The organism is Alloiococcus sp. CFN-8, from assembly GCF_049943125.1.
GTDB lineage: Bacteria > Bacillota > Clostridia > Clostridiales > Clostridiaceae > JAEXZL01.
Window position 1 is genome coordinate 1,806,565 of the sequence record NZ_CP188040.1, and the last position, 23,623, is coordinate 1,830,187.

Annotated in this window: 16 protein-coding genes; 14 read left to right on the forward strand and 2 right to left on the reverse strand. The window is 38.9% G+C overall.

Annotated features, from left to right (window positions below):
* Positions 1 to 37 precede the first annotated feature (37 nt).
* The 7 genes from polC to ACPWSR_RS08315 all read left to right on the forward strand — a co-directional run bounded on the left by polC (position 38) and on the right by ACPWSR_RS08315 (position 13,005).
* Complete coding sequence (gene polC, locus ACPWSR_RS08285; RefSeq protein ID WP_426351212.1) at positions 38 to 4,378, forward strand: DNA polymerase III subunit alpha; 4,341 nt, start codon at positions 38 to 40, stop codon at positions 4,376 to 4,378.
* A 178-nt stretch (positions 4,379 to 4,556) separates the two neighbouring features.
* Positions 4,557 to 5,042, forward strand: a complete 486-nt coding sequence (locus ACPWSR_RS08290) for an RDD family protein (RefSeq protein WP_426351213.1) — start codon at positions 4,557 to 4,559, stop codon at positions 5,040 to 5,042.
* The gene (locus ACPWSR_RS08295; RefSeq protein WP_426351214.1) at positions 4,981 to 7,326 is read left to right on the forward strand and encodes a glycoside hydrolase family 65 protein; all 2,346 of its coding nucleotides are present in this window, start codon (positions 4,981 to 4,983) and stop codon (positions 7,324 to 7,326) included. Before ACPWSR_RS08290 ends, ACPWSR_RS08295 begins: the two co-directional genes overlap by 62 nt.
* Positions 7,327 to 7,432: 106 nt before the next feature.
* Positions 7,433 to 8,689: a sugar ABC transporter substrate-binding protein gene (locus tag ACPWSR_RS08300; protein WP_426351215.1), complete on the forward strand. Its 1,257-nt coding sequence runs from the start codon at positions 7,433 to 7,435 to the stop codon at positions 8,687 to 8,689.
* 104 nt (positions 8,690 to 8,793) lie between these two features.
* Entirely contained in the window at positions 8,794 to 9,699 is a 906-nt protein-coding gene (locus ACPWSR_RS08305; protein ID WP_426351368.1) for a carbohydrate ABC transporter permease, read from the forward strand.
* Positions 9,700 to 9,713: 14 nt separating this feature from the next.
* The gene (locus ACPWSR_RS08310) at positions 9,714 to 10,544 is read left to right on the forward strand and encodes a carbohydrate ABC transporter permease (RefSeq protein ID WP_426351216.1); all 831 of its coding nucleotides are present in this window, start codon (positions 9,714 to 9,716) and stop codon (positions 10,542 to 10,544) included.
* A 244-nt stretch (positions 10,545 to 10,788) separates the two neighbouring features.
* Complete coding sequence (locus ACPWSR_RS08315; protein WP_426351217.1) at positions 10,789 to 13,005, forward strand: 5'-nucleotidase C-terminal domain-containing protein; 2,217 nt, start codon at positions 10,789 to 10,791, stop codon at positions 13,003 to 13,005.
* A 163-nt stretch (positions 13,006 to 13,168) separates the two neighbouring features.
* Here the strand turns inward: ACPWSR_RS08315 and ACPWSR_RS08320 are convergent, their stop codons facing one another.
* Complete coding sequence (locus ACPWSR_RS08320) at positions 13,169 to 13,792, reverse strand: hypothetical protein (protein WP_426351218.1); 624 nt, start codon at positions 13,790 to 13,792, stop codon at positions 13,169 to 13,171.
* Positions 13,793 to 14,044: 252 nt separating this feature from the next.
* On the opposite strand from ACPWSR_RS08320, the gene ACPWSR_RS08325 reads away from it, so the two are divergent.
* The 5 genes from ACPWSR_RS08325 (at position 14,045) to ACPWSR_RS08345 (ending at position 18,231) form a co-directional block, all read left to right on the forward strand.
* On the forward strand, positions 14,045 to 14,512 hold the full coding sequence (locus ACPWSR_RS08325) for a low molecular weight protein-tyrosine-phosphatase (protein ID WP_426351219.1): 468 nt from the start codon (positions 14,045 to 14,047) through the stop codon (positions 14,510 to 14,512).
* 46 nt (positions 14,513 to 14,558) lie between these two features.
* Complete coding sequence (locus ACPWSR_RS08330; RefSeq protein ID WP_426351220.1) at positions 14,559 to 14,993, forward strand: GNAT family N-acetyltransferase; 435 nt, start codon at positions 14,559 to 14,561, stop codon at positions 14,991 to 14,993.
* A 128-nt stretch (positions 14,994 to 15,121) separates the two neighbouring features.
* Complete coding sequence (locus ACPWSR_RS08335; RefSeq protein ID WP_426351221.1) at positions 15,122 to 15,622, forward strand: hypothetical protein; 501 nt, start codon at positions 15,122 to 15,124, stop codon at positions 15,620 to 15,622.
* A gap of 139 nt (positions 15,623 to 15,761) precedes the next feature.
* On the forward strand, positions 15,762 to 16,691 hold the full coding sequence (locus tag ACPWSR_RS08340) for a hypothetical protein (RefSeq protein ID WP_426351222.1): 930 nt from the start codon (positions 15,762 to 15,764) through the stop codon (positions 16,689 to 16,691).
* Between the two features lie 154 nt (positions 16,692 to 16,845).
* On the forward strand, positions 16,846 to 18,231 hold the full coding sequence (locus ACPWSR_RS08345; RefSeq protein WP_426351223.1) for an MATE family efflux transporter: 1,386 nt from the start codon (positions 16,846 to 16,848) through the stop codon (positions 18,229 to 18,231).
* Positions 18,232 to 18,260: 29 nt separating this feature from the next.
* Here ACPWSR_RS08345 and ACPWSR_RS08350 read toward each other — a convergent pair whose 3' ends face one another.
* Positions 18,261 to 19,646, reverse strand: a complete 1,386-nt coding sequence (locus ACPWSR_RS08350; protein WP_426351224.1) for an MATE family efflux transporter — start codon at positions 19,644 to 19,646, stop codon at positions 18,261 to 18,263.
* Between the two features lie 337 nt (positions 19,647 to 19,983).
* Between ACPWSR_RS08350 and ACPWSR_RS08355 the strand changes: the two genes are divergently transcribed.
* Positions 19,984 to 21,750 (forward strand): ABC transporter ATP-binding protein, encoded by a 1,767-nt coding sequence (locus ACPWSR_RS08355; protein ID WP_426351225.1) that lies wholly within the window; start codon positions 19,984 to 19,986, stop codon positions 21,748 to 21,750.
* Positions 21,747 to 23,525 (forward strand): ABC transporter ATP-binding protein, encoded by a 1,779-nt coding sequence (locus ACPWSR_RS08360; RefSeq protein WP_426351226.1) that lies wholly within the window; start codon positions 21,747 to 21,749, stop codon positions 23,523 to 23,525. The genes ACPWSR_RS08355 and ACPWSR_RS08360 overlap by 4 nt, the downstream gene beginning before the upstream one ends.
* Positions 23,526 to 23,623 lie beyond the last annotated feature (98 nt).

Genomic DNA, 23,623 nt, shown 5'->3' on the forward strand with positions numbered 1-23,623 from the left:
TGTAATCAGATTTAAATTTATCAGGAGAGGTTTTTTTATGGCGACTATGAAAAGAGTAAATGAAATTTTCAGCGACTATCCTAGCCGGGGAAATATAACAACTGCCATAGTAGAGTCTGCAGTTCTTAATAAACGAAATAGAACCATAGAAGTTAAGCTTTCCTCAGATAAGTACATAGAGGTAAGAGAATTTGATACCCTTAGAGCTTTCATTAATGAAAGATTCTCCTTAGAGGATGCCATTATCACGGTAAACTACCAGGAGGGTGTTGAGAGAAAGCCTATGGAGGAGGAGCTTAGGGATATAGTTTTTATAGTAGCAGAGAGATATCCTGCTTTAAAGGCTGTCCTCACCAAGGATTGTAAGTTTTCCCTTGAGGGAAGCTCTATTAACTTTACCTTCAATATGGCAGTTTCAGGCTTTTTTAGATCCATGAAATATGATTTAAGAATACAGGAAGCTATAAAGGGAATTTATGGTGCCACCTATAAAATCAACTTTATTGATGCTATAACTCCTGAGGAGCTCTTCAAGCTGCAGGAGGAACAGAGGACTAAGGAAATTCTTATGATTCAAAAGGAAATTAAGGAAGCAATGAGTAATGCTCCTGCACCTGCACCTAAGGAAGCAGATACCTCTGCTGGTGGTGAAGGAACTAAAAAGGGTGATCCATTCCTTATCATGGGAAGAAGCACTAATATTAAGCAGCCTATTATAAAGATAACTGACATAACTCCTGATGAGGGAAGAGTAGCCCTTCAGGGAGAAATATCAAATATAGAAACCAGAGAGCTAAAAAGCGGAAAGACTCTTATTTCCTTTGATTTATACGATGGCTCCAGCTCCATGACCTGTAAGGCCTTCTGTAAGCCTGGAGAATTCGAAGAGGTTTATAGCAAGCTGACTAAGGCTAAGGGAGTGAAGCTGGTAGGTAGCTCTGGCTACAGCAAGTTCTCCGAGGAGGTTGAGCTCATTGCCAATACCATCGTAGAAGCAGAGGGAATTAAGAGAGCTAAGAGAATGGATAGGGCAGAGGTTAAGAGAGTAGAGCTTCACATGCATACTCAGATGAGCCAGATGGATGCCATGTCCAGTGCTAAGGATTTAATCAAGAGAGCCATGAGCTGGGGAATGAAGTCCATAGCTATTACGGATCATGGGGTAGTGCAGGCCTTCCCTGAGGCTCACAAGCTCTTAGGTAGAGATAATCCTGATATGAAGGTTATCTATGGAGTGGAAGCTTATCTCGCTCCAGATAAGAAGCCATCGGTAACGAATCCTAAGGGTCAGGACATAGATACTACTTACTGCGTCTTTGACTTAGAGACCACCGGTTTCTCTGCTGTAACGGAAAAAATCACAGAAATAGGTGTTATGAAGGTTCAAAATGGCAAGGTAATTGATGAATTTGCCTGCTTTGTAAATCCTGAAAAGCCTATCCCTGCAAGGGTTGTAGAGGTAACAAACATCACCGATGATATGGTTAAGGATGCAGAGACCATAGATAAGGTCTTCCCTAAGCTTTTAGATTTCATAGAAGGCAGCGTTCTAGTAGCCCACAATGCAGAGTTTGATATCGGATTTTTAAAACAAAATGCCAAGGTATTAGGCTATGACTTTGATTTTACCTATGTAGATACCTTATCCTTAGCAAAGGATCTTTTCCCAGAGTATAAGACCTATAAGCTGGGTAGAATTGCAAAGCATATGGGAATAAAGGTAGAGGTTGCCCATAGAGCCCTAGATGATGTTAATACCACTGTTCAGGTATTCAATGTTATGCTGGAAAAGCTCAAGGAAAGAGGAGCAAAAACCCTAGAGGATATCGATGTCTTTGGTTCTGATGAGGAGTCTAAAAAAGAAGAATACAAAAAGCTAAGAACCTATCATGCCATTATTCTTGCCAAGGACTATGTAGGCTTAAAGAATTTATATAGACTTGTATCCCTATCCCATGTGAACTACTTTTATAAAAAGCCACGTATTTTAAAGAGTCTTTTTAAAAAGTATTCCGAGGGACTTATTATAGGAAGCGCCTGCAGTGATGGGGAGCTTTATCAATCTATCCTCTTAGGTAAATCTGACGAAGAGATTGAAACCATAGCAGAGGATTATGATTACTTAGAGATTCAGCCTCTGGCAAACAATGAATATTTAGTGAGAAAAGAAGAGGTGCCTGATAGGGAATACCTGAAGGTTATAAATAAAAGGATTGTGGCCTTAGGAGAAAAGCTCAATAAGCCAGTGGTAGCTACTGGTGACGTGCACTTCTTAGATCCTGAGGATGAGATTTATAGACGTATATTAGAGGCAGGCCAGGGCTTTAAGGATGCGGATAATCAGGCTCCTTTATACCTAAAGACCACCGATGAGATGCTGGAGGAGTTTTCTTATTTAGGAAGGGATAAGGCTTATGAGGTGGTGGTTACTAACACCAACATGATTGCTGATATGTGCCAGCAGATAAGTCCTATATCACCAGAAAAATGTCCTCCTCATATAGAGGGCTGTGAGCAGACTATTAAGGACATTGCTTATGGAAAGGCTCATGAGCTCTATGGAGATCCCCTTCCAGAGATTGTACAGAAGAGACTGGATAAGGAGCTGGATTCCATAATTAAAAATGGCTTCTCCGTTATGTATATCATTGCCCAGAAGCTTGTTTGGAAATCCAATGAGGATGGCTATCTCGTAGGCTCCAGAGGCTCTGTTGGTTCCTCCTTTGTGGCCAACATGACTGGAATCACTGAGGTTAATGCCCTACCACCTCATTATCGCTGCCCTAGCTGCAAGTATTCAGATTTTGAAGACCATGGCTGTAAGATAGGCTTTGACCTTCCTGATGCCGATTGTCCTAAGTGCGGAACTAGGATGGAGAAGGATGGAATAGACATTCCCTTCGAAACCTTCCTGGGCTTTAATGGAGATAAGGAGCCGGATATAGACCTTAACTTCTCAGGAGAATATCAAGCTAAGGCCCATAGATATACAGAGGTTATCTTTGGTAAGGGAACCACCTTTAAGGCAGGAACCATTGGTACCATAGCAGAAAAAACTGCCTTTGGTTATGTGAAAAAATATTATGAGGAAAAGAACATCTCTGTGAATAAGGCAGAGATACTTAGAATATCCAAGGGATGTACAGGAATAAAGAGAACCTCAGGACAGCATCCCGGTGGAATCATCGTTGTGCCTAAGGGAAGGGAAATCTATGAATTCTGTCCTATACAGCATCCAGCCGATGACCCTAATTCTGATATAATAACCACGCATTTTGATTACCACTCCATCGACCAGAACCTTCTGAAGCTTGATATTCTGGGTCATGACGATCCTACGGTAATCAGAATGCTTCAGGACCTTACAGGGGTAGATCCACAGAAGATACCTTTAGATGATAAGGAGACCATGTCCATATTCTCATCTACAAAGGCTCTGGGAGTTACGCCTGAGCAGATAAACTCTAAGGTAGGTACCTTTGGAGTTCCTGAGTTTGGTACAAAATTCGTAAGAGGTATGCTTTTAGATACTATGCCTACTACCTTTGCTGACCTTATATGTATCTCAGGACTTTCCCATGGTACAGACGTTTGGCTGGGTAATGCTCAGACCCTCATTGAAGCAGGCACCGTAACCCTTAGTGAGGCTGTGTGTACAAGAGATGATATCATGACTTATCTCATAAAGATGGGTCTGCCACCAAACTCAGCCTTTAAGATCATGGAAATAGTCCGTAAGGGTAAGGCTCTTAAGGATTCAAAGTGGCCGGAATATGAGCAGATGATGAGAGACAATAACGTACCGGAATGGTATATTGACTCCTGCCGTAAGATAAAATACATGTTCCCTAAGGCCCATGCTGCTGCTTATGTTATGATGGCCTTCAGAATAGCCTGGTTCAAGGTACATATTCCGAGAGCCTATTATGCAGCTTATTTCTCCATAAGAGCAAAATCCTTCGATGCAGAATACATGATCTTTGGTAAGGAGAAGGTAATAGCCAAGATGAAGGAGATTCAGGCTATGGGAAATATGGCTACTCCTAAGGATAAGGATATGTATGATGACCTAGAGATTGTTCTGGAGATGTATGAAAGGGGAATAAAGTTCCTTCCAATAGATCTCTACAAGTCTCATCATAACCGCTTCCAGCTGGAGGAGGAAGGCTTAAGACCGCCCTTCAACAGCATAGCAGGTATGGGAGGCATCGCAGCGGAAGCTCTTTACAATGCTGCTCAGCACGAGGAGTTTAATTCCATCGAGGATATCAAAAAGAGAGCTAAGCTGGGTAACTCCGGTATAGAGCTTTTGAGAAAGTTTGGTTGTCTTCAGGGACTTCCTGAAAGTGATCAGATGTGTTTCTTTGATGCTATATAAAAAAGATAATTTAATGCAGTTTATTAATTAAGATTGCCAGCTATTTTCTTAGCTGGCAATTATTTTTTTAGTATATAAAAACTCTTAAGAATATAAAGAAAATTGTCGAAATAATAATTTACAAGTCGAATTTGCTGTGATATATTATTAATGGAAAAACGTTTTCGGGGGTTGTGTTGTGAGAAGAGTAGATGGACTTATCAGAATCATTGCAGCCTTTATTGACTATATTATAGTGTCTCTTCCAGTGTATATCCTGATAATTGAAATCTTGAAAATTCCCTACTCTCAAGGAGAGGTGCTTCTGAAGCTACTCTTAGCGGTTTATGGAACACTTTTTATGGAGCATATGAATGGTGCTACCCTAGGAAAATCCTTAGGAGCCTGCAGGGTTAGAGGAAAAGAAGGGACCAAGCCAACTCTAATAGAGCTGGGTATGAGAGAGCTTTTTAAGAGCTTTTATTTTATTCCAGTTATAGGTTGGGGGCTAGGAATAATCAGTGCTGTTCAGCTATTTGTAGGAGAAGGACTTACTCTTCATGATAGGATAGCTGGAACCAGAGTGGTATATGCTTGGGTTAAGGAACAAGAAGGAGAGCATTATGAAAACCTTGATGGATTACACCAGAGCAGAGGATTGGGTAATAGCAGAGAAGGCCTTTAACAGTGAGCTTTTAGATAAAGTTGAGGCAATCATGTCTCTGGGAAATGGTTATATGGGCTTAAGGTCAGCAACGGAGGAAAGATATCTCAAGGAAACTAGGAATCTTTTTGTGGCGGGGACCTTTAATAAGTTTCATGAGGATGAGGTTACAGAGCTTCCCAATGGAGCAGACCTTATTTCAATAGAGTTTTTTATAAATGGTGAGTATTTTACCTTAGACAAAGGAAGCTATAGAGACTATAGAAGAGAGCTGAATATCAGAACCGGTGAGCTTCACAGGTGCTTCATATGGATATCTCCTAAGGGGGATGAAATAGACTTTCATTTCTACAGAATAGTGTCCTTAAAGGATATTCATGTGATAGCTCAAAGAGTTGAAGTAAAAGCCATCAACAAGGATCTGGACATAAAAATTCTATCTGGAATAGATGGAAGGATGACTAACAGCGGTTCTCAGCATTTCACCGATGGGGAGAAGCGTTTTTATCATAAGAAATATATGCAGTTTATCCAGAGCACCACGGAGAGCAATATTGATTTTGTACATACCAGTACCTTAAGCTTCTTTAAGGGAAATATGTCCTTTGAGCCAGAGAGCAGCACCATTATGGATAGAAGAAGGATTTACAGCAGCTTCAAGGTAAGTCTTAAAGCTGGAGAGGGTATGACTATAGAAAAGGTATCTAATGTTCATACCTCAAGGGATTTAGATAATCAAGGACTTTCCCTTGAAGAGCTACAGGACAAGGCCTTAAAGGAGCTGAAGTCTGCAGAGGCTAAGGGTTATATATCTCTAGCCCATGAATCAGCAAAGGCCTGGGAGGAAACGGTATGGAACAGCTGTGACATTAGCATCTCTTCGGCGGAAGCCTTTGATCAGCTGGCTATCCGTTTTGCTCAGTATCATTTAAGGATTATGACTCCTTACCATGACAATAGGATGAGCATTGGTGCAAAGGGGATTTCCGGTGAAGGCTATAAGGGTCACAGCTTCTGGGATACGGAGATATTTATACTTCCCTATTACATCTTTACCAATCCAAAAGAAGCAAGAAGACTTTTAGAATATAGATATCTTACCCTGCCGGGAGCAAGAAGAAAGGCAAGAGAAAATAATTACAGGGGAGCAATGTTTCCCTGGGAATCAGCCTGGCTTGAGGATGGAGAGGTTACTCCTGTATGGGGCTCTGCTGACATAGTCACGGGAATGCGTACTAAGATATGGTCTGGTTTTATAGAGCAGCATATAAGCGCCGATATTGCCTTTGCTGTATGGCAGTATTACATGGCCACTGGGGATCAGGAGTTCATGGATACCTATGGCTATGAAATAATTTTTGATACTGCTATCTTCTGGACATCAAGGCTGGAGTATTCTGAGGAGGATAAGCTGTATCATATCAATGATGTGGTAGGCCCTGATGAATACAAGGAGCATGTGGATGATAATGCCTTTACTAATTACATGGCCTACTGGAATATAGAAAAGGCCATGGAGTATTGTGATCATATAAAGGCTAATAGCAAAGAGGTTTATCATAGGCTTGATAAGGTTCTGGACCTTCGGGGAGCCTATAGAGAATGGCTGGATAAAAAGGATAAGATATATCTTCCAAGGGCTAGAGAAGAGGATGGGGTAATGCCTCAGGATAAAACCTATCTGACCCTAGAGGATATAGATTTATCAAAATACAAGAAGCAAGAACAGGTTGGATTAATGTTCCTTGATTATAATCTGGAGCAGGTTAATAAGCTTCAGGTTTCAAAGCAGGCAGATATAATGATGCTTTTCTTCCTTTTAGAAGGAAGGTTTTCTATGGACATTAAAAAGGCAAACTGGAATTATTATGAGCCAAGAACTCTCCATGATTCCTCCTTATCCCTTTCTACTCACTGTGTACTAGCTTCTGATATGGGAGATAGGGCTTTAGCTTATAACCTATATAAAAGAGCCTGCAGGATAGACCTGGGAGAAAATATGCACTCCTCAAAGGATGGAATCCATGCAGCTTCTATAGGTGGCATGTGGCAGTGCATAGTATATGGTTTTGGGGGAGTGAGAATGGTGGATGGCCACTTGAGAATAGAACCCAGGCTGCCAGAAGCCTGGAGGGAGCTGAGCTTTACTATAGAGTGGAGAGGACAAGCTCTCAGGCTTACCATTGATAAACAGAAGCTCATAATAGAAAATCTCACAGGAAAAGAGGAGGTAACCTTCCTCCATGGGGGAAGAACCTACAGGCTGCTACATAAGCTTGAGCTTGCTATGAATGATAAAAAGTAGCTACAATTGAGGAATTTATACACTTATAATTCGGAAAATTATGCCTATTTATGTGCTTTTAATATATGAAGTACTTTAAATAAGATAAAACAAGGGAGTTGTGACAATGAAAAAATTACTAGTATTGGGATTAATCTCAACAATGCTTCTATCCTTTACTGCTTGTGGTAATAAGGATAAGGCTGATGCTGGAAGCACTGAAGGTAAAACCCTAACCGTAGGAATATGGGGAGGAAATGATGCAGAAGCTGCTGCTCTAGATAAGGTGGTTTCTGACTTTGAAGAAAAAACTGGAGCTACTGTTGAGCTTAAGACTTATACAGACATAAACACTCAGCTTCAAGCTGATTTTATAGGAAAAACAGCACCAGATGTATTTTATGTAGATGGAAGTATGTTCCCTTTCTATGCTTCCTTAGGAGTTCTTGAAGAGCTTGATAAAGAAGAGATGGGAACAGACAAGTACTATGAAAATCTATTAGCTGCATTTACTGCAGAGGACGATAAGGTATATGCAATACCAAAGGATGTTTCTACACTAGCAATGTATGTTAATACAGACCTATTAGCTGAAGTGGGAATGACCGTAAAGGATATTCCTGGTTCTTTAGAAGAGATGGTTGATTTCTTACCTGAGCTTCAAAAGAAGCTTGATGATAAATTCGGTGCAGGACAAGTTACTGCTATGACCTACAATCAAGATTTAGCTAGAAATCTTCACCTTTTTGAAAGAAATGGTGGAAGCGTTGTGGATGAGAATGAAAATTCAACCTTAAGTAGTGCAGATACTCTTAAGAACATAGAATTCATGATGGATTTAGTAGCTACTGATGCTTATAAGACTCCTGCTGAGCTAGGTCTTGGTTGGAATGGAGAAGTTTTCGGAACTGGTAAGGCTGTTATCATGGAAGAAGGAAACTGGGTTTATGGAAATCTTGTACAGAACTATCCAGAAATAAATTTTGAAGTTATAGATATGCCATCCTACTTAGGAGAAAAAAGCTCCATGTCCTTTACTGTTGGATACGCAATATACAATGGCTCTGAAAATAAGGAATTAGCTAAGGAATGGATAAAATATGCTACTGGTGAAGGAATGGCTACCTGGTGCTCCGGTGCAGGAGTATTACCTTCTAGTGCAGAAATTGCAGAGGTAATGGATGTAGAATCAGATCCAGTATGGAAGGTGCATTTAGATCAAGTAGAGTATGCAGTTCCATGGCAGAAGGGAACTACAATATCAATAGTTAACTCCGCTTACCAGAATTTCATACCATCAGTTGTTAAGGGTGAAAGAACTCTTCAAGATGCTATGGAGGCTTCAGATAAGCAAGCCAACGATGAAATAGCAAATTCAAAGTAAAATATACTAATGTGCCTTCTTAGTAGTTAGTTGCTTGAGGGCACATTTTACTTAATAGGAAAGGAGCGAATATCGTGGCACAGACTACTTCTAATGAGGTGGCTATTAAGAGGAAAAAGACTACAGCAAGTCAAAAAAGAGAATATACACAAGCCTTTGCATTCTTAACTCCTGCCGTTATTGTTACGGGAATATTCATAGGACTGGCTATTCTTTTTGTAATATATCTATCCTTTCATAAGGTGAATTTATTTACAGGAGAATATACCTTTGTAGGGCTTGAAAATTATCTCAGGGTTTTTAAGGATGACACTGCAAGGATTGCTCTGAAAAACACCCTGACCTTTTCCCTTATAGTGGTTCCAATACAGACTTTTTTGGCTTTGGTTATAGCATCAATTTTAAACAGTAAATTAAGAGGAAAGATGTTCTTTAGAACAGTATACTTCCTGCCAACCCTGACCTCTAGCTCTGCCCTTACACTGATTTTTATGTTTATGTTCAGCGTAACAGGACCTGTAAATGCCATGCTGCTAAAGGCTGGTTTTATAGATAGCTCCATAAACTTTTTGCAGGACACAGATTTTACCCTGAAGGTAATAATGATGATGAATATATGGTCTACGGTACCTTATTATATGACCTTATATCTTGCAACTCTTCAGGATTTACCAGCAGCGATGTATGAGGCTGCAGCCATTGATGGAGCAGGACCCTGCAGAACCTTCTTTTCAATTATCGTTCCTTACCTTAAATCAATGACAACCTATGTTTTATTGACAGGTATAATAGGTACCCTTCAGATGTTTGACCAGGCTTATATTTTCTCCAATGGCTCTGGAGGACCGGAAAATTCAACCTTAACGGTATCTCTCATGGTCTATAGATATGCCTTTGGAACACAAAATGCCATGGGCTTTGCAGCAACCCTTGCAATTATCCTGGCTGTGCTGATATTTATTATATCTGCTCTTGCTCAAAGGGCTAATAAAGCAGAAAGTCTTTATTAGAAAGGAGATATAAGATGAATAAGAAATTTACACCAGGAAAAATCCTGTTATACCTAGTGCTGATTATAGCAGCGGTAATGACTATTTATCCATTCTTATGGATGATATCAGCTTCCTTTAAGCCTTTAAGGGAAATTGTCAGCGGCAACATGTCTCTTATAGGGGAGAATATGTCCCTTGATAACTATAAATACATCTTTGGAAGGTCATCCTTATTTCCAAAATGGTTTCTTAACTCCTTCATGGTAGCTACCATAGGAACGGTGATAAATCTGTTTATTAATACCATGGCTGGCTATGCCTTAGCAAGGCTAAGCTTTCCAGGCAGAAATAAGGTGTTTTACGGGCTCCTGGCAATGATGATGATACCAGGACAGGTTCTCTTAATACCTAACTATCTCATTATGCTTAACCTAGGAATGCTGGACAAGTTTTCTTCCTTGATAATTCCTGCAGCAGCCAATATAGGAAACATATTTATGATGAGACAGTTCTTCATGAACTTTCCTAAGGATGTGGAGGAAGCAGCCTCCATTGATGGCCTCAGTAGGTATGGTACCTTCTTCAGGATAGCGATGCCCCTGGCAAAGCCTGTAATATCAACTCAAGCAATATTTATCTTCATGGGCTTTTGGAATGAGTTTACAAAACCTATGCTTTATATCAAAACGGAAGCCTTATACACCTTGACCTTAGGACTACAGACCTTTTCCTCCAGGGACGCTGGAACCATGTGGAATCAGGTAATGGCAGCAGCCTGCATATCAATTCTGCCTATAGTAATCATATATCTTATATTTAATAAATACTTCTTGGTAGGCGTTAGAATGGACGGAGAAAAGTAGGTACAAGGAATTTATTTTAGGTTTAAAATTAATAATAATGGTATGAGTAGAATACAGTAAAGTATAGAGCTCATACCATTTTCTTATCCACAAAGTTATTGAATATTTAGAATGGTACTGATGAAATTTAAGCATATGGATAAATTTGTAAAATCAAAAGGGATTGAGGCTATCTAATCGGGAAAAACAGCTTCCCTGCAGAAGCTGTTTTCTAATATAAAAGGTGAGAGGAAGAGATGCATCAATGAAGAGGTTTACTAAAAAGTGGCTAGCTATTTTAATGACTTTTGCCATGGTCCTGTCCTTAATGGCTGGAATACCAGCTTATGAGGCAAGTGCTGAAGAAGCTACAGCTAAAGCAAAGGATATAGTAGTTTTGTATACCAATGACATACACTGTGCAATTGAAGACAGTGACACTACCGATAAGACAAATATAATAGGCTATGATGGTCTTGCTGCTTATAAAAAGGAACTAGTGGCTGCAGGAAAGGACGTTACCTTAGTAGATGTGGGTGACTTCGTTCAGGGTGGAGCTATAGGTACCTTATCTAAGGGAGAGTACATCATAGATATTATGAATTATGTGGGCTATGATTTAGTTACCCCAGGAAATCATGAATTTGATTATGGTATGGATCAATTCAATAAGCTTGTTGGAAAGTCTAGCTTTAAATTTGTATCTAGTAACTTCATGGATTTAAATACTGATAAGCCAGTTTTTAAAGGCTATGAAATAATTGACTATGATGGTGTAGAAGTGGCTTATGTGGGTATATCTACCCCAGAAAGCATTACTAAGTCTACACCAACCTACTTCCAAGACTCTGCTGGGAACTATATTTATGGCTTCAAGCAGGGGAATAATGGTCAGGATCTTTATGCTGCTGTTCAGGCTCAAATAGATGCAGCTAAGGGAGCTGGTGCTGATTATGTTGTAGCCCTTGCTCACTTAGGCATAGATAGTCAAAGCAAGCCCTGGACCTCCTATGAGGTTATTGCTAATACTACAGGAATAGACGTAATGCTTGATGGTCATTCTCACAGCCTTATTGAAAAAGAGATAGTTAAGGATAAGAACCAGGAAGAGGTTATTTTAAGCTCCACTAGTACAGCCTTTAAGGCTATGGGTGAGCTCACTATAACAACTGATGGTAAGCTTTCTACCAGACTGATTTCTGATTATACAAAGAAGGATGCTGAAACAACAGCTTTCATAAAGGAAATAAAAAGTCAGTATGAAGAAACCCTTAATAAGGTTGTAGCAAAATCTGATTTTGATTTAGTAACCTATGATCCAGCAACAAAGAAGAGATTAGTAAGAAGCGGGGAAACCAATTTAGGAGACCTTTGTGCTGACGCCTATAGAACTCTTTTAGGTGCTGATATTGCCTTTGTAAATGGTGGAGGTATAAGAGCAGATATACTTAAGGGTGATATAACCTATGGTGAAATTATAAACGTTCATCCTTTTGGAAACATGGCCTGTTTGATTGAAGCTACTGGTCAGCAAATTTTAGATGCTCTTGAATTTGGCTCTAAGGATTATCCAAATGAAAATGGAGGCTTCCTTCATGTTTCAGGACTTACTTATGAAATAAATAGCTATATCCCATCCTCTGTAAAGATGGATGCTCAAAAGATGTTTATATCCGTGGAGGGAGATTATAGAGTTAAAAATGTTATGGTAGCAGGAAAGCCTCTTGATGTTAACAAGATATATACTTTAGCTTCTCATAATTTTATGCTGAAGAATTCCGGTGATGGCTACACCATGTTTAAGGGAAATAAGATTCTTCAAAATGAAGTGCTTATAGACAATCAAGTGCTTATAAACTATATTGTAGATGAATTAGGCGGTACTGTAGGTAAAGAATATTCAAATCCTTATGGTCAGGGAAGAATAACCGTTAAGACCTTCTTCAACAAAGAAGAGCTTCAGGAAGAAGTAACTTCCGCTGGTACTCTTAAAGAAGCAGATTATACAGCAGAAAGCTGGAAGGCTTATCAACAAGCTCTGACAGCTGCAAAGGCAGCTCTTGCTAATGAGAAGGTTACTCAGGCAGAGGTAGATACAGCTCTTGCAGCTCTCAAAACTGCCAAAACTGCTTTAGTAAAGGCTCCAGTAGCTGCACCAGTAAACAAGGAAGCCCTGAAAAAGGAAATAGCTGCTGAAAAGACCCTTAAGGAAAAGGACTACACCCAAACAACCTGGAAGGCTTATCAGGATGCCCTAAAGGCCGCAGTAGCAGTAGATGCAGATCCAAATGCAACTCAAGCACAGGTAGACACAGCCCTTACCAAGCTCCAGACTACTAAGAAGGCTCTGGTAGCCGCAAACAAAGGGGACAACCCTAAGACCGGTGACACCGCAAATCTTTCTTTCTATGCAATCCTAGGAGTTGCTTCTATAGTGGGAGTGATATTCCTTACTAAGAAGGAAGAGAAGAGGGGGGCTTAAGGCCTTAGATAAGATATATGGTAATTGGTAATAAATTATAAGAATAGAGGGTATAAGCAAATCCCGAGGAGGAGGCTTATACCCTTTTTATTAATATACTCTATAGTAAATACTCCTGATAAGAAGCACTAAGTTTTTCTTGAAAATCTTTAAGATAGCTCTCTTATTTAATTTCAGTTCCACCCCATTCTACCACTGTGAAGCCGCTTCTGGTAAAAGGTTCAATGAAAGGTTCTTCAACGGTAACTGGTTTCTCTAAAGCTTCATAGGCCATAAACACACGAAGTATAGAGTCAGGTTCCGGAGAAATCTTTAAGAGGGCATTTTCTGTGTAGACATCTGTCTGGAAGGTGATGAGGTTATACGGATTTTCCTGCATTTTAGGCAGCCAATATACTATGAATTCATTATATTCCTTAGGTGTAAGCCCCATTTCCGCTAAGATATTCTGGAGAAATTCAGCGGTATCAGAGCCTTTTACCACATAGCCATTACTCATATCGTACTTTACCTCTGAAAGACCTTCCCAGAAGAGGTATGAATACTCCTTTTGAGTCGCTATGTCCGTTAATGTTCCATCAGGCTGAGCAGCCACATGCCAACCATTCTTATATTCTGGATAGGTACAGGTTAACTCACCTTGATATTCCAGCTTTACACTAACTTCTGTTGTTGTTTCGGGATATAGGTAGATTACGGGCTTAGCATCTACATTTTCATCAGGATCGCATCCTGGCAATACTAAAATACATACCAATGATAGAAACAACATAAAATATCTTTTCATTTTACACCTCAATTATTAGAAAATTATGGTAATTATATTATATCAAATAATACTTATAATTTGATGCACACATGAAAAATATATAGGAAGAAATAAGCTGGCACTACAGTTAATAGAAGGGGAGTATAGTTAATAGAAGAGCATCTCTTTATATAATCTTTTGCTATAATATAACTATATTACTTAAAAGGAAGTTATTTATTTTCTATCTTACAAGTAGAAATAAATTATCTATGATAAGGAGGAAGTGCTTTGATAAGGGTTTTGTTTGTGTGTCATGGTAATATATGCAGATCACCCATGGCTGAGTTTGTTTTTAAGGATATGGTTAAGAAGAAGGGCTTAGAGGATAAATTTTATATTGCTTCTGCAGCCACTAGTACTGAGGAGATAGGAAATCCTGTTCATCCTGGGACTGTTAGAAAGCTTAAGGAGGTTGGGATTTTCGTGCATGGGAAGACTGCCTTTCAAATAAAGAAGTCAGACTATGATAGCTATGACTATATCATAGTCATGGAGGAGTATAATATTAGAAACCTTAAGAGGATAATTAAAAGCGATCCTGAGAATAAGATAAACAAGCTTCTTGATTTTACTTCCACCCCTGGAGATATTGATGACCCCTGGTATACTGGCAATTTTGATATAACCTATGAAGAAATTTATAAAGGCTGTGAGGGGCTTTTGGAACATATTTTAAAAGAGCATAAGGAACTATAGTTATTTTCTTTTTGCTCACATGTGAATTTGAGGAAGGAGAGAAATAATGGAGTTTATCATAAAAAGATTTGAAGAGTTAACTGTAGATGAGTTATATGAAATTTTAAAGGTCAGAGTTTCTGTTTTTGTTGTTGAACAAGAATGTCCCTATCAGGAAGTGGATGAAAAGGATAAAAACGCATATCATGTTTTTATTAAAGGTAACGAGGGAATAAAAGCATATTTAAGAGTTTTAGATAAAGGAATATCCTTTGAAGAAGTATCCATAGGAAGAGTATTAACTACGGAGAGAGGCATTGGACTAGGCGATAAAATATTAGAAAAAGGTATAGAGGTAGCTAAAGAAAAAATGAATGCTGATAAAATTAGAATCGAAGCACAGTGTTATGCTAAAGGATTTTATGAAAGGTTTGGCTTCAAACAAGTATCAGATGAATTTTTAGAGGATGGAATACCACATATTGAAATGCTGCTAGAATAAGTTATTCCTGAAATTACATTAATATATTTTTTCTGTTAAGCAAATCATTGTATTGGAACTAAATAAAATATATAGAATAATAAGTATATAACTTAAATCTATGTGACCTTTAGGAGGAAACCAATACTATGACAGATACCCAAAGAAATATCCTGGTGGCTTTAATTTTTGTTTTTATTCTTGGAGCACTTTTCATTTACGAGGAAAAACCCTTTAATAGGGATATTATTACTCCTACTATTTCTTATAATGGAAATGAGTACGAGCCTTATATGCTGATATATTCCTACAGAAGTGCTACAAAAAGATCATGGAATAAGCATGCTAATCAAGAAGCAGTAGAAGACTTGGCTGAAGCTCATCCCATTGAGGTGCATCCTGGAGATTCTGTAGAAGTTATTTTTGATAGCGATAACTCCTCCGTAAGTGTTAACAGGCATTATTATTTTAAAGGTAAAACCGTTTCTGGTGACAGAAGCGAAGCAATATTATTTATTACAGACAGAAATAAAGAAGATAAAATACAGTTTACTGCCAAGGCTGAGGAGGGGACTTATTTATATTTTCTAACAGCAGATGATGGCCAGGGCAACGGTAGCTATTATTTTGCTTTGAAGGTAGTGGAATAACTCTGAATTTATAAGTTATGAGCTTGAAGTCTTAATCAAAGAAAAAATTTCTTAGAAATGAACTTACACCTGCCTATTTCGTATTAATTATTAAAGTAGATTAATAGAGATTTTTGCTCAATAGCTTTGGAGGAAAGGTATGAAAAGTTTATTAAAAGGATGCCTAACTTTGTTATTAATTATAGCTGCAGCGGGTTTAACCTCCTGTGTGGCAAAGGATGAAAATAATATCGGTGATGATAAAAATAATCAAAATATAGACCTTCCCACAGAAGAGAATGGCTATATTGTTAAGGTAGTCCCAGGGGAAACTGCAATCATTGATTTAAACGGTGATGGAGAAGATGAAATTATTAATTATACTCTTATGAGTGCTGCTAACGATAATAATGGCAATTATACAGTGAAAAATTTAAGTATATCAGGAGAGGAATATGCCAGGGCAAGTGATGATAATCCATTGATATATTTGGGAGCATCCATATATTATCCTGATGATCAGTGGTATTTTATTGTAGATATAGACACCTCTGATGACTATAAAGAGCTTGCCATAGCAGATATAGGAGCTAGTGAGGACCTTACCACTAGCTATTTTAGATATGATGGTGAGGGATTAGAGTATATAGGTTATATTACTGGTTTTCCTGCAGATGAAACCTATTCCATGGATGGAAAGGGGACAATTAAATCACAGGGAAGATTAGACTTGCTTCAATATTGGACAACGGTCTTTGCTTGGGAGCTTAGCAGCGAAGGAAAGCTTGCTACCGTAGAAGAGGATTTATATACTCCTATAAGCTACGACTATTATGATAAAGAGCCTGTGATATTAAAGGAAGAAATAACAGCTTATGCAGAAATGGATTTAAACTCAAAGGAAATACTTATGGAGCCTTCAGAGGAGGAGATAAGCTTCCCTTTAACGGATAATAAAAATTGGGTGCTTATGAGTAAAGCTGATGGAACGCAAGGCTGGATATATATTGAGGATAGGCAAAATATAATATCGGCTAATAAGAAGCTTCCTTGTACTGATGTCTTTGACAACCTATATTTTGCTGATTAAGCTAGGTGCACACTAGAGGATAGTTAAACTAAACTCTTGAGGTGTACTTTTTTGTAAATGTCCTACTGCCCACCTTCAGTCTCAGGTGCTATAATTAAAGGATGAATTTACTGATTTTCTTTTATACAAAGAGAAATGAAATGGAGGACTTAATTTGGCAAAGACGAAAGAGAAAAGGGATATTTCACAGGATTTAGCTACCCTGCCTGTGGGAAGGCTGCTTTTAAAGCTTGCTATACCTACAGTGGCAGCGCAGCTGGTTAATCTTTTGTACAATATCGTAGACAGAATTTATATAGGTCATATGCCTGAGGTTGGGAGCATTGCTCTTACGGGGATAGGCCTTTGCTTTCCGGTTATTTATCTCATCACTGCCTTTACAATGCTCATAGGTCAGGGGGGAGCGCCTAGGGCAGCTATAGAGATGGGAAGAGGGCATGATTCTGAGGCGGAGAGGATACTGGGAAGCTGCTTTACAGCACTTATAATCATAGCGCTTATTTTAACCGCAGCCTTTAATATCTGGGGTGAAGAGCTTCTTTGGCTCTTTGGAGCTAGTGAGAATACTATTATTTATGCTTATCCTTATATGAAGATATATGCTTCTGGCTCCTTATTTGTGATGCTGTCCTTGGGTCTCAATTTATTCATTACAACCCAGGGCTTTACCAGCTTCAGCATGCTATCTGTAGTCATTGGAGCTGTGGCCAATATAATACTGGATCCTATATTTATATATGGTATGGACATGGGAGTGGAAGGAGCAGCCTTAGCTACTGTCATATCTCAAGGAATCTCAGCAGCCTTTGTACTATGGTTTCTTACTAGTAAAAAGACTAAGCTTCGTATAAGAAAAGAGTATCTAATGCCTAAAATGAAGGTTTTACTTCCGGTGATGGCCTTAGGCCTGGCTCCTTTTATCATGCAATCCACAGAAGCTCTTATAAACATAGGCTTTAATTCCTCTCTTCAGAAATACGGAGGAGATATAGCCGTAGGTTCTATGACCATAGCCAGCACTATTTTACAGATGGTTTGGATTCCTGCTCAGGGTCTAGGACAGGGAGCTCAGCCTATTATGAGCTTTAACTATGGAGCGAGAAATCCTCATAGAGTAAAGGAAACCTTTAAGGTGATGCTGTCAATATCCTGTGCTTTTCTTGGAGGCTTCTGGATTTTGGTTCTGCTCTTCCCTGAGTTCTTTATAAGGATATTTAACTCCTCCCCAGAGCTTATCTCAGAAGCAACCTGGTCCATTAGGGTATACATGGCTGTTTTAGGCTTCTTCGGCATACAGATGGCTATTCAGCAGACCTTCCTATCCATAGGAAATGCTAAGGCTGCCTTATTTATAGCTATAATGAGGAAGATAGTTTTACTATTTCCTTTGATTTATATACTGCCAAACTTCTTTGAGAATAAGGTTTTTGCAGTATTCCTAGCAGAGCCTGTATCAGATACTTTATCCATATTAACAGCAATAATAGTATTTTCTATCACCTTCCCTAAGGCCATGAAGGCCATAGAAAGCCATAAATAATAAAAGCGACGGTTTTGCCGTCGCTTTTATTATTTGGTATTCAGTGGATTCCACGTACCTCTTAGGTAGGTGAAAAAGTACAGTACAAAGAGAAACAGGTTGTGAGCAATCATGCAGGCCCAGGCAGAAACTAAGCCCATGCCCAGGAGCTTTATGGATATGAAGGTTCCCACAATACGGATGCACCACATTCCAATGATATTGTACAGGAAGGGCTCCTTAGTCTTTCCTACCCCCAGCATCATCCCTTCTACAATGATGGAAAAGCCATATATAGGCTCTGAAATAGCCACCATTCGGAGAACTGTGGTGCCTAAATGGATAACCTCAGGGTTAGAGGAGAAAAGCCCTACCAGTGTCGGTGCAAAAATAAATAGTGCAGTACCAGAGAGGAGCATCAGCAGTACCTCTATGGGAATAAACATTGAGGATAGAGACTTCATTCTTTTTTTATCACCAGCACCATAGGCATTGCCTGTGAGGGTTGCTGCAGCAGTCTGCATACCGTAGCCAGGGATGTAGAAGGCAGATTCTACCGTATTGGCAATGGTATGAGCGGCGGTGGATACCTCTCCTAGAGAATTGATCATCGATGCAAAAGATACGAAGCCCAGGGAAGTCCCGAAGCGCTGAAGAATATTAGGGAAGGCAATCCTCATACAGGGCTTTAGTATACTCATATCAGGACGAAGGCTTGTACCGCTTGGAGAAACCATGGGATGCTTCCATAATACATAGGTAATATGAATTCCTCCCCAGAAGAAAGCAACAGCACTGGCAATGGCAGCTCCTATTACTCCAAGACCTGCTCCTGGCAGGGTAAAGCTTAGAGAAAAAAGAGACACAGTGCGAGCTTCATAAATCAGTAAAAAGTTCAGAACAATATTAATCAGGTTTACAATTATACCTACCTTCATGGGTGTCTTAGTATCACCAGCAGCACGGAGCACCGTACCAAAAATGGTACTGGCCGCTCTTGGGAGCATGGGTAAATACAGTATGAAGAAGTAGGTAGAAGCAAGCTTTTCAATACCTTCATCCACCTGCATCCACACTGGAATTCTGCTGCTGAGAGATAGGGTAAGCAGGGTATAGAGGCTTCCTACCACCAGGACTACCAAGACCGCTTGAGACACTGCTTTTTGAGCCGCAGTCTTATTATTAGCACCACAGGCACGGGCGATGAAGGAAAGAAAACCGACACTTAAGGCAGAGATTGTACTGAAAATAAGCCATCCCACAGTAGTGGTAGCACCTACGGCAGCGGTGGCATTTGTTCCTAAGGAGCCAACCATCGCCGTATCGATGTACTGTACCGCAGTCTGCATGGCCTGTTCAATAATTGTAGGCCAGGCTAAGCTTAAAATTATAGCAGCAGTGGCCAAGGACTCTTTATGACTTGTTCTAAGGTTCATGAGCAAGTTCCTTTCTTATTCCTTTTAAAAGGCTTATATCAACATAAATTCATTTTTCAAGGTAGTATAGCAGATATTTTTCACCATGTATATATAATTATATTTTATAGCAGGAGAGAGCTAATCACCATTTATCTACTTAATAAAAAAAGAGCCATAGCTTTATTGCGTTATTAACAAAAAATGGAGAAAAATGAAAGATGATTTTTATAGGTGTATATTTTTTGTTAATGTATAATAAATATTAACAGTTTAGTGATTATTTAGAAAAAATTATAAAGAAAGCAGGTGTTAAGTAGGTATGAAAGGGTCTCCTAAAAATAGTGCTATAGCCAGAATGATAAAAAATATAGTGGAGAGAGATAAGGGATTATTTAGTCTATGTTTTTTATATACTCTTTTGGCTACGGGTATTCCATTTATTTCAGTACTGCTTCCTAAGTTTTTGATTGAGAAGCTCACAGTGCCTAATCCATCAGTATCAGATGTTATGACTATTGTAATTATCTTCTTTGCAGTAGGTGCGGTAATATACTTTTTTAAAACCTTTATAGGAGATATAGCTAACCCTAGAATTACGAACCTGCGCATAGATTATGTGAAGGATTTAGGGGTAAAGCTATTAAAAATAGATTATAAATACACAGAGGACTCAACCTTTTCTGAAACCAATGAAAGGGCTTTTGCTTCTATATCCACTAATAGTAATGGAATAGAAGGTATTTATCACAAGCTTTTTGAGCTTCCAGCTTCTGTGATGATAGTTTTAATATTATCAATTTTTGTAGCCTTTAAAAGTCCCTGGATTCTTTTAGCTATCCTGGTGAACATAGCTGCTACTACTCTTACAGCCTTGAAGGTGCAGAAGATTAATTATTCCTATAAAGAGAAGCTATCGAAGCATAAGAGAAGGGTTGGATATTATTCTGACACCACCCAGGATTTTGCTTATGGAAAGGATGTAAGGATATACGATCTTAAGAACAGAATAATAGATAACTTTAATTTTGAAATTAAAGGCTACCTTGATGTATTTAAGCTTATAAAAAATAAAGAGTATGGCTTAAGCTTCATAACCCTAATAACTCTACTGATATCTGATGGAGTTACCTATGGGATGCTTATATATCTAACGGTTCAGGGAATGTCCATAGCAGACTTTTCTATGTATCTCGTTGCAACTGCCAGGCTTTCACTAGAGCTTAATACCTTATCGGGCTATGTGACCTTTATCCTAGAGGAATATATGTATGTTAAAGATTTTTACATGTTCATGGACAAGGACTATGGAGAAAAAGGGGGAGAGGCTCTCGCAGTACCTAAAGGTGAGACCTTAGAGATAGAGTTTAAGAATATCTCCTTTAAATATCCTAATACCGATAAAAATGTTTATACTAACTTTTCCTTAAAGATTCCAAAAGGACAGAAGCTAGCCTTAGTTGGAATTAATGGGGCAGGTAAGACAACCCTTGTGAAGCTGCTTACAGGTTTATACAAGGTGGATTCAGGAGAGATAATTATCAATGGTATAAATGTTAATGACTACAAAAAGAGCGAGCTTTTTTCTATGTTTTCCGTGGTATTTCAGGATGTAAATATACTAGCCTATACCATAGCAGAGAACATAGCCTGCACCTCCGAGGATATAGACTATGATAGGGTTAATCAGGTGCTTAAAAAGGTAGGCTTATATGAGAAGGTAGAGAGTCTTCCCAAAGGCATAAACAATCTGATGCTCAAGGTTATAGAAGAGGATGGGGCAATATTCTCAGGAGGTGAGTCCCAGAAGCTTTCCATTGCCAGAGCTCTTTATAAGGGAGGAAATATGGTGATAATGGATGAGCCAACCTCTGCCTTAGATGCCCTGGCAGAGGCAGAGATATATTCAGAGTTTAACGACCTTACAGAAGGAAAGACCTCCATATATATATCCCACCGCCTTGCCTCTACTAAGTTTTGTGATGTCATAGCTCTTATAGATGGCGATGGCCTCAGAGAATATGGTACCCATGAGGAGCTCATGGAAAAGGGTGGAGCATATTACGATATGTTTATGACCCAAGGGAAATATTATCGTGAAAGTCAGGAGGAGTGCTCAGCATGAAGATAAGAAAAAAGCTAATTTTAGTTTCTAAAATCACATGGGATATATGCCCCTCCTACATTTTTTTATTGCTCCTTAACAGTATTTCCTACGGAGGTCAGATAATCTGCAATGTAATATTGCCTAAATATATTATCGATGAGCTTATGGGAGGAAGAGAGGGTGATAGACTTATACTCTTTGGCAGCCTCATAGTAATATCCAATGTATTTTGGTACTTTCTTGGGAAGACCTCTAAGAGGCTTTTAGATGTAAGAGGACAATTAGTACAAATGTCCTTAGATAGAGTATTGGCAGAAAAAATAATGAACATTGAATATAGTCATTTAGAGGATCCTTATTATCTTGATCTTAAGGAAAGAGCAAGGTTTGCCATGACCAATCAAAGTGCTGTCCCTGGTCTTATTCAGAGCATCACAGAAATATTGAGACAGGGGGTAACCCTTATTGGTCTTGTGGTTATTATGCTTCAGCTTTCCTGGATTCTTGTGGTGGTGCTTCTTATTACCATAGCCTTGATGCTTTTTATACAGGCTAGGTTTGCTAAATATCAGCAGAAGTTTTTTCAGGATATCATCCCTGTTAATAGAAAATATGGTTATTACGTAGGTCTCTGTTTCGCTGACTTAGGCCATAAGGATATTCGCCTATATAATATGAGCGATATGATAGGGAATAAAATTATTGAATTTGATAAGGAGTTAGTGGCTTGGTTCACTGAATACCGACATAAATCAGCCATTTATATGGGACTTTATCAGGTGATAAATGTCCTTCAAGTAGTGTTAGCCTATGGCTATGTGGGTATACGCTGCATCGTGGATTTTGGAGGAGGACTGATTTCCATTGGTAGTCTTACCATGTATGTTAATTCTGCCATAAACTTTTCCCTTGCAATTTTTGAGATGGGAACAAATGTTGTTACTATCAATCAGATGCTCAGCTATCTAGAGCCATTCCTAGAGCTCATGGAGCTTCCTGAGGAAAAGGAGATAAGTGGCAGTGAAATTCTGAAGGAGATTGACTCCATCCGCTTTGAAAATGTCACCTTCTCTTATCCTAAGACTGATAAGAAGGTTTTAGAGGATATATCCTTTGAGATTAAAAAAGGTGAGAAGATAAGCATCGTTGGCTTAAATGGAGCAGGAAAGTCCACCATTGTTAAGCTCATCTGCCGTTTATATAAGCCTGATAGTGGGAAGATTTATATAAATAATAGGGATATATACGATTATGAATATGATAGCTATAACAGCAGCATGTCTGCAGTTTTTCAGGATTTTAAGCTCTTTAATTTCTCCATTGAGGAGAATATCACCTGCAGAGCTGCTCTTAAGGATAAGTCCCTTGTGGAAAAAATCATTGATGAGGTAGGGATGACAGAGAAGATAAAGAGCCTGCCTAAGGGACTGCAGTCCTTGTTTGGTAAGGCCTATGACAGTGAAGGCATAGAGATGAGTGGGGGTCAGAGTCAGAAGATAGCCATAGCCAGAGCTCTCTACAAAAATGGCTCCTTAATAATCCTTGATGAGCCTACCAGCGCCTTAGATCCCATAGCAGAGGCAGAAATCTATGAGAGCTTCAACAAGCTGGTGGGAGAGAAAACGGCTATTTATATTTCCCATCGTATGTCCAGCAGTGTCTTTTGCGATAAGATACTGGTGATTAATAAAGGGAGGATTGAAGACTTCGATAGTCATGAAAATCTCATGAAGAAGGAAGAGTCCACCTATCAGAAGCTTTTTCAATCTCAAGCGGTAAATTACTCATTATAAGATATTTCTGAAGTCTTAAATTTATAATCTCGTAGTTTAATGATGCTGTATAAATAGAAGAGGCAGAGAAGAAAAAGCTAGTGGCTTATTCTATCTGT

What these genes read in the sequence shown, in the direction of transcription:
- polC (WP_426351212.1), top strand. Translation starts at nt 38, where the DNA reads ATGGCGACTATGAAAAGAGTAAATGAAATTTTCAGCGACTATCCTAGC.
- ACPWSR_RS08295 (WP_426351214.1), top strand. Translation starts at nt 4,981, where the DNA reads ATGAAAACCTTGATGGATTACACCAGAGCAGAGGATTGGGTAATAGCA.
- ACPWSR_RS08300 (WP_426351215.1), top strand. Translation starts at nt 7,433, where the DNA reads ATGAAAAAATTACTAGTATTGGGATTAATCTCAACAATGCTTCTATCC.
- ACPWSR_RS08310 (WP_426351216.1), top strand. Translation starts at nt 9,714, where the DNA reads ATGAATAAGAAATTTACACCAGGAAAAATCCTGTTATACCTAGTGCTG.
- ACPWSR_RS08315 (WP_426351217.1), top strand. Translation starts at nt 10,789, where the DNA reads ATGAAGAGGTTTACTAAAAAGTGGCTAGCTATTTTAATGACTTTTGCC.
- ACPWSR_RS08320 (WP_426351218.1), bottom strand. Translation starts at nt 13,792, where the DNA reads ATGAAAAGATATTTTATGTTGTTTCTATCATTGGTATGTATTTTAGTA.
- ACPWSR_RS08330 (WP_426351220.1), top strand. Translation starts at nt 14,559, where the DNA reads ATGGAGTTTATCATAAAAAGATTTGAAGAGTTAACTGTAGATGAGTTA.
- ACPWSR_RS08335 (WP_426351221.1), top strand. Translation starts at nt 15,122, where the DNA reads ATGACAGATACCCAAAGAAATATCCTGGTGGCTTTAATTTTTGTTTTT.
- ACPWSR_RS08340 (WP_426351222.1), top strand. Translation starts at nt 15,762, where the DNA reads ATGAAAAGTTTATTAAAAGGATGCCTAACTTTGTTATTAATTATAGCT.
- ACPWSR_RS08350 (WP_426351224.1), bottom strand. Translation starts at nt 19,646, where the DNA reads ATGAACCTTAGAACAAGTCATAAAGAGTCCTTGGCCACTGCTGCTATA.
- ACPWSR_RS08355 (WP_426351225.1), top strand. Translation starts at nt 19,984, where the DNA reads ATGATAAAAAATATAGTGGAGAGAGATAAGGGATTATTTAGTCTATGT.
- ACPWSR_RS08360 (WP_426351226.1), top strand. Translation starts at nt 21,747, where the DNA reads ATGAAGATAAGAAAAAAGCTAATTTTAGTTTCTAAAATCACATGGGAT.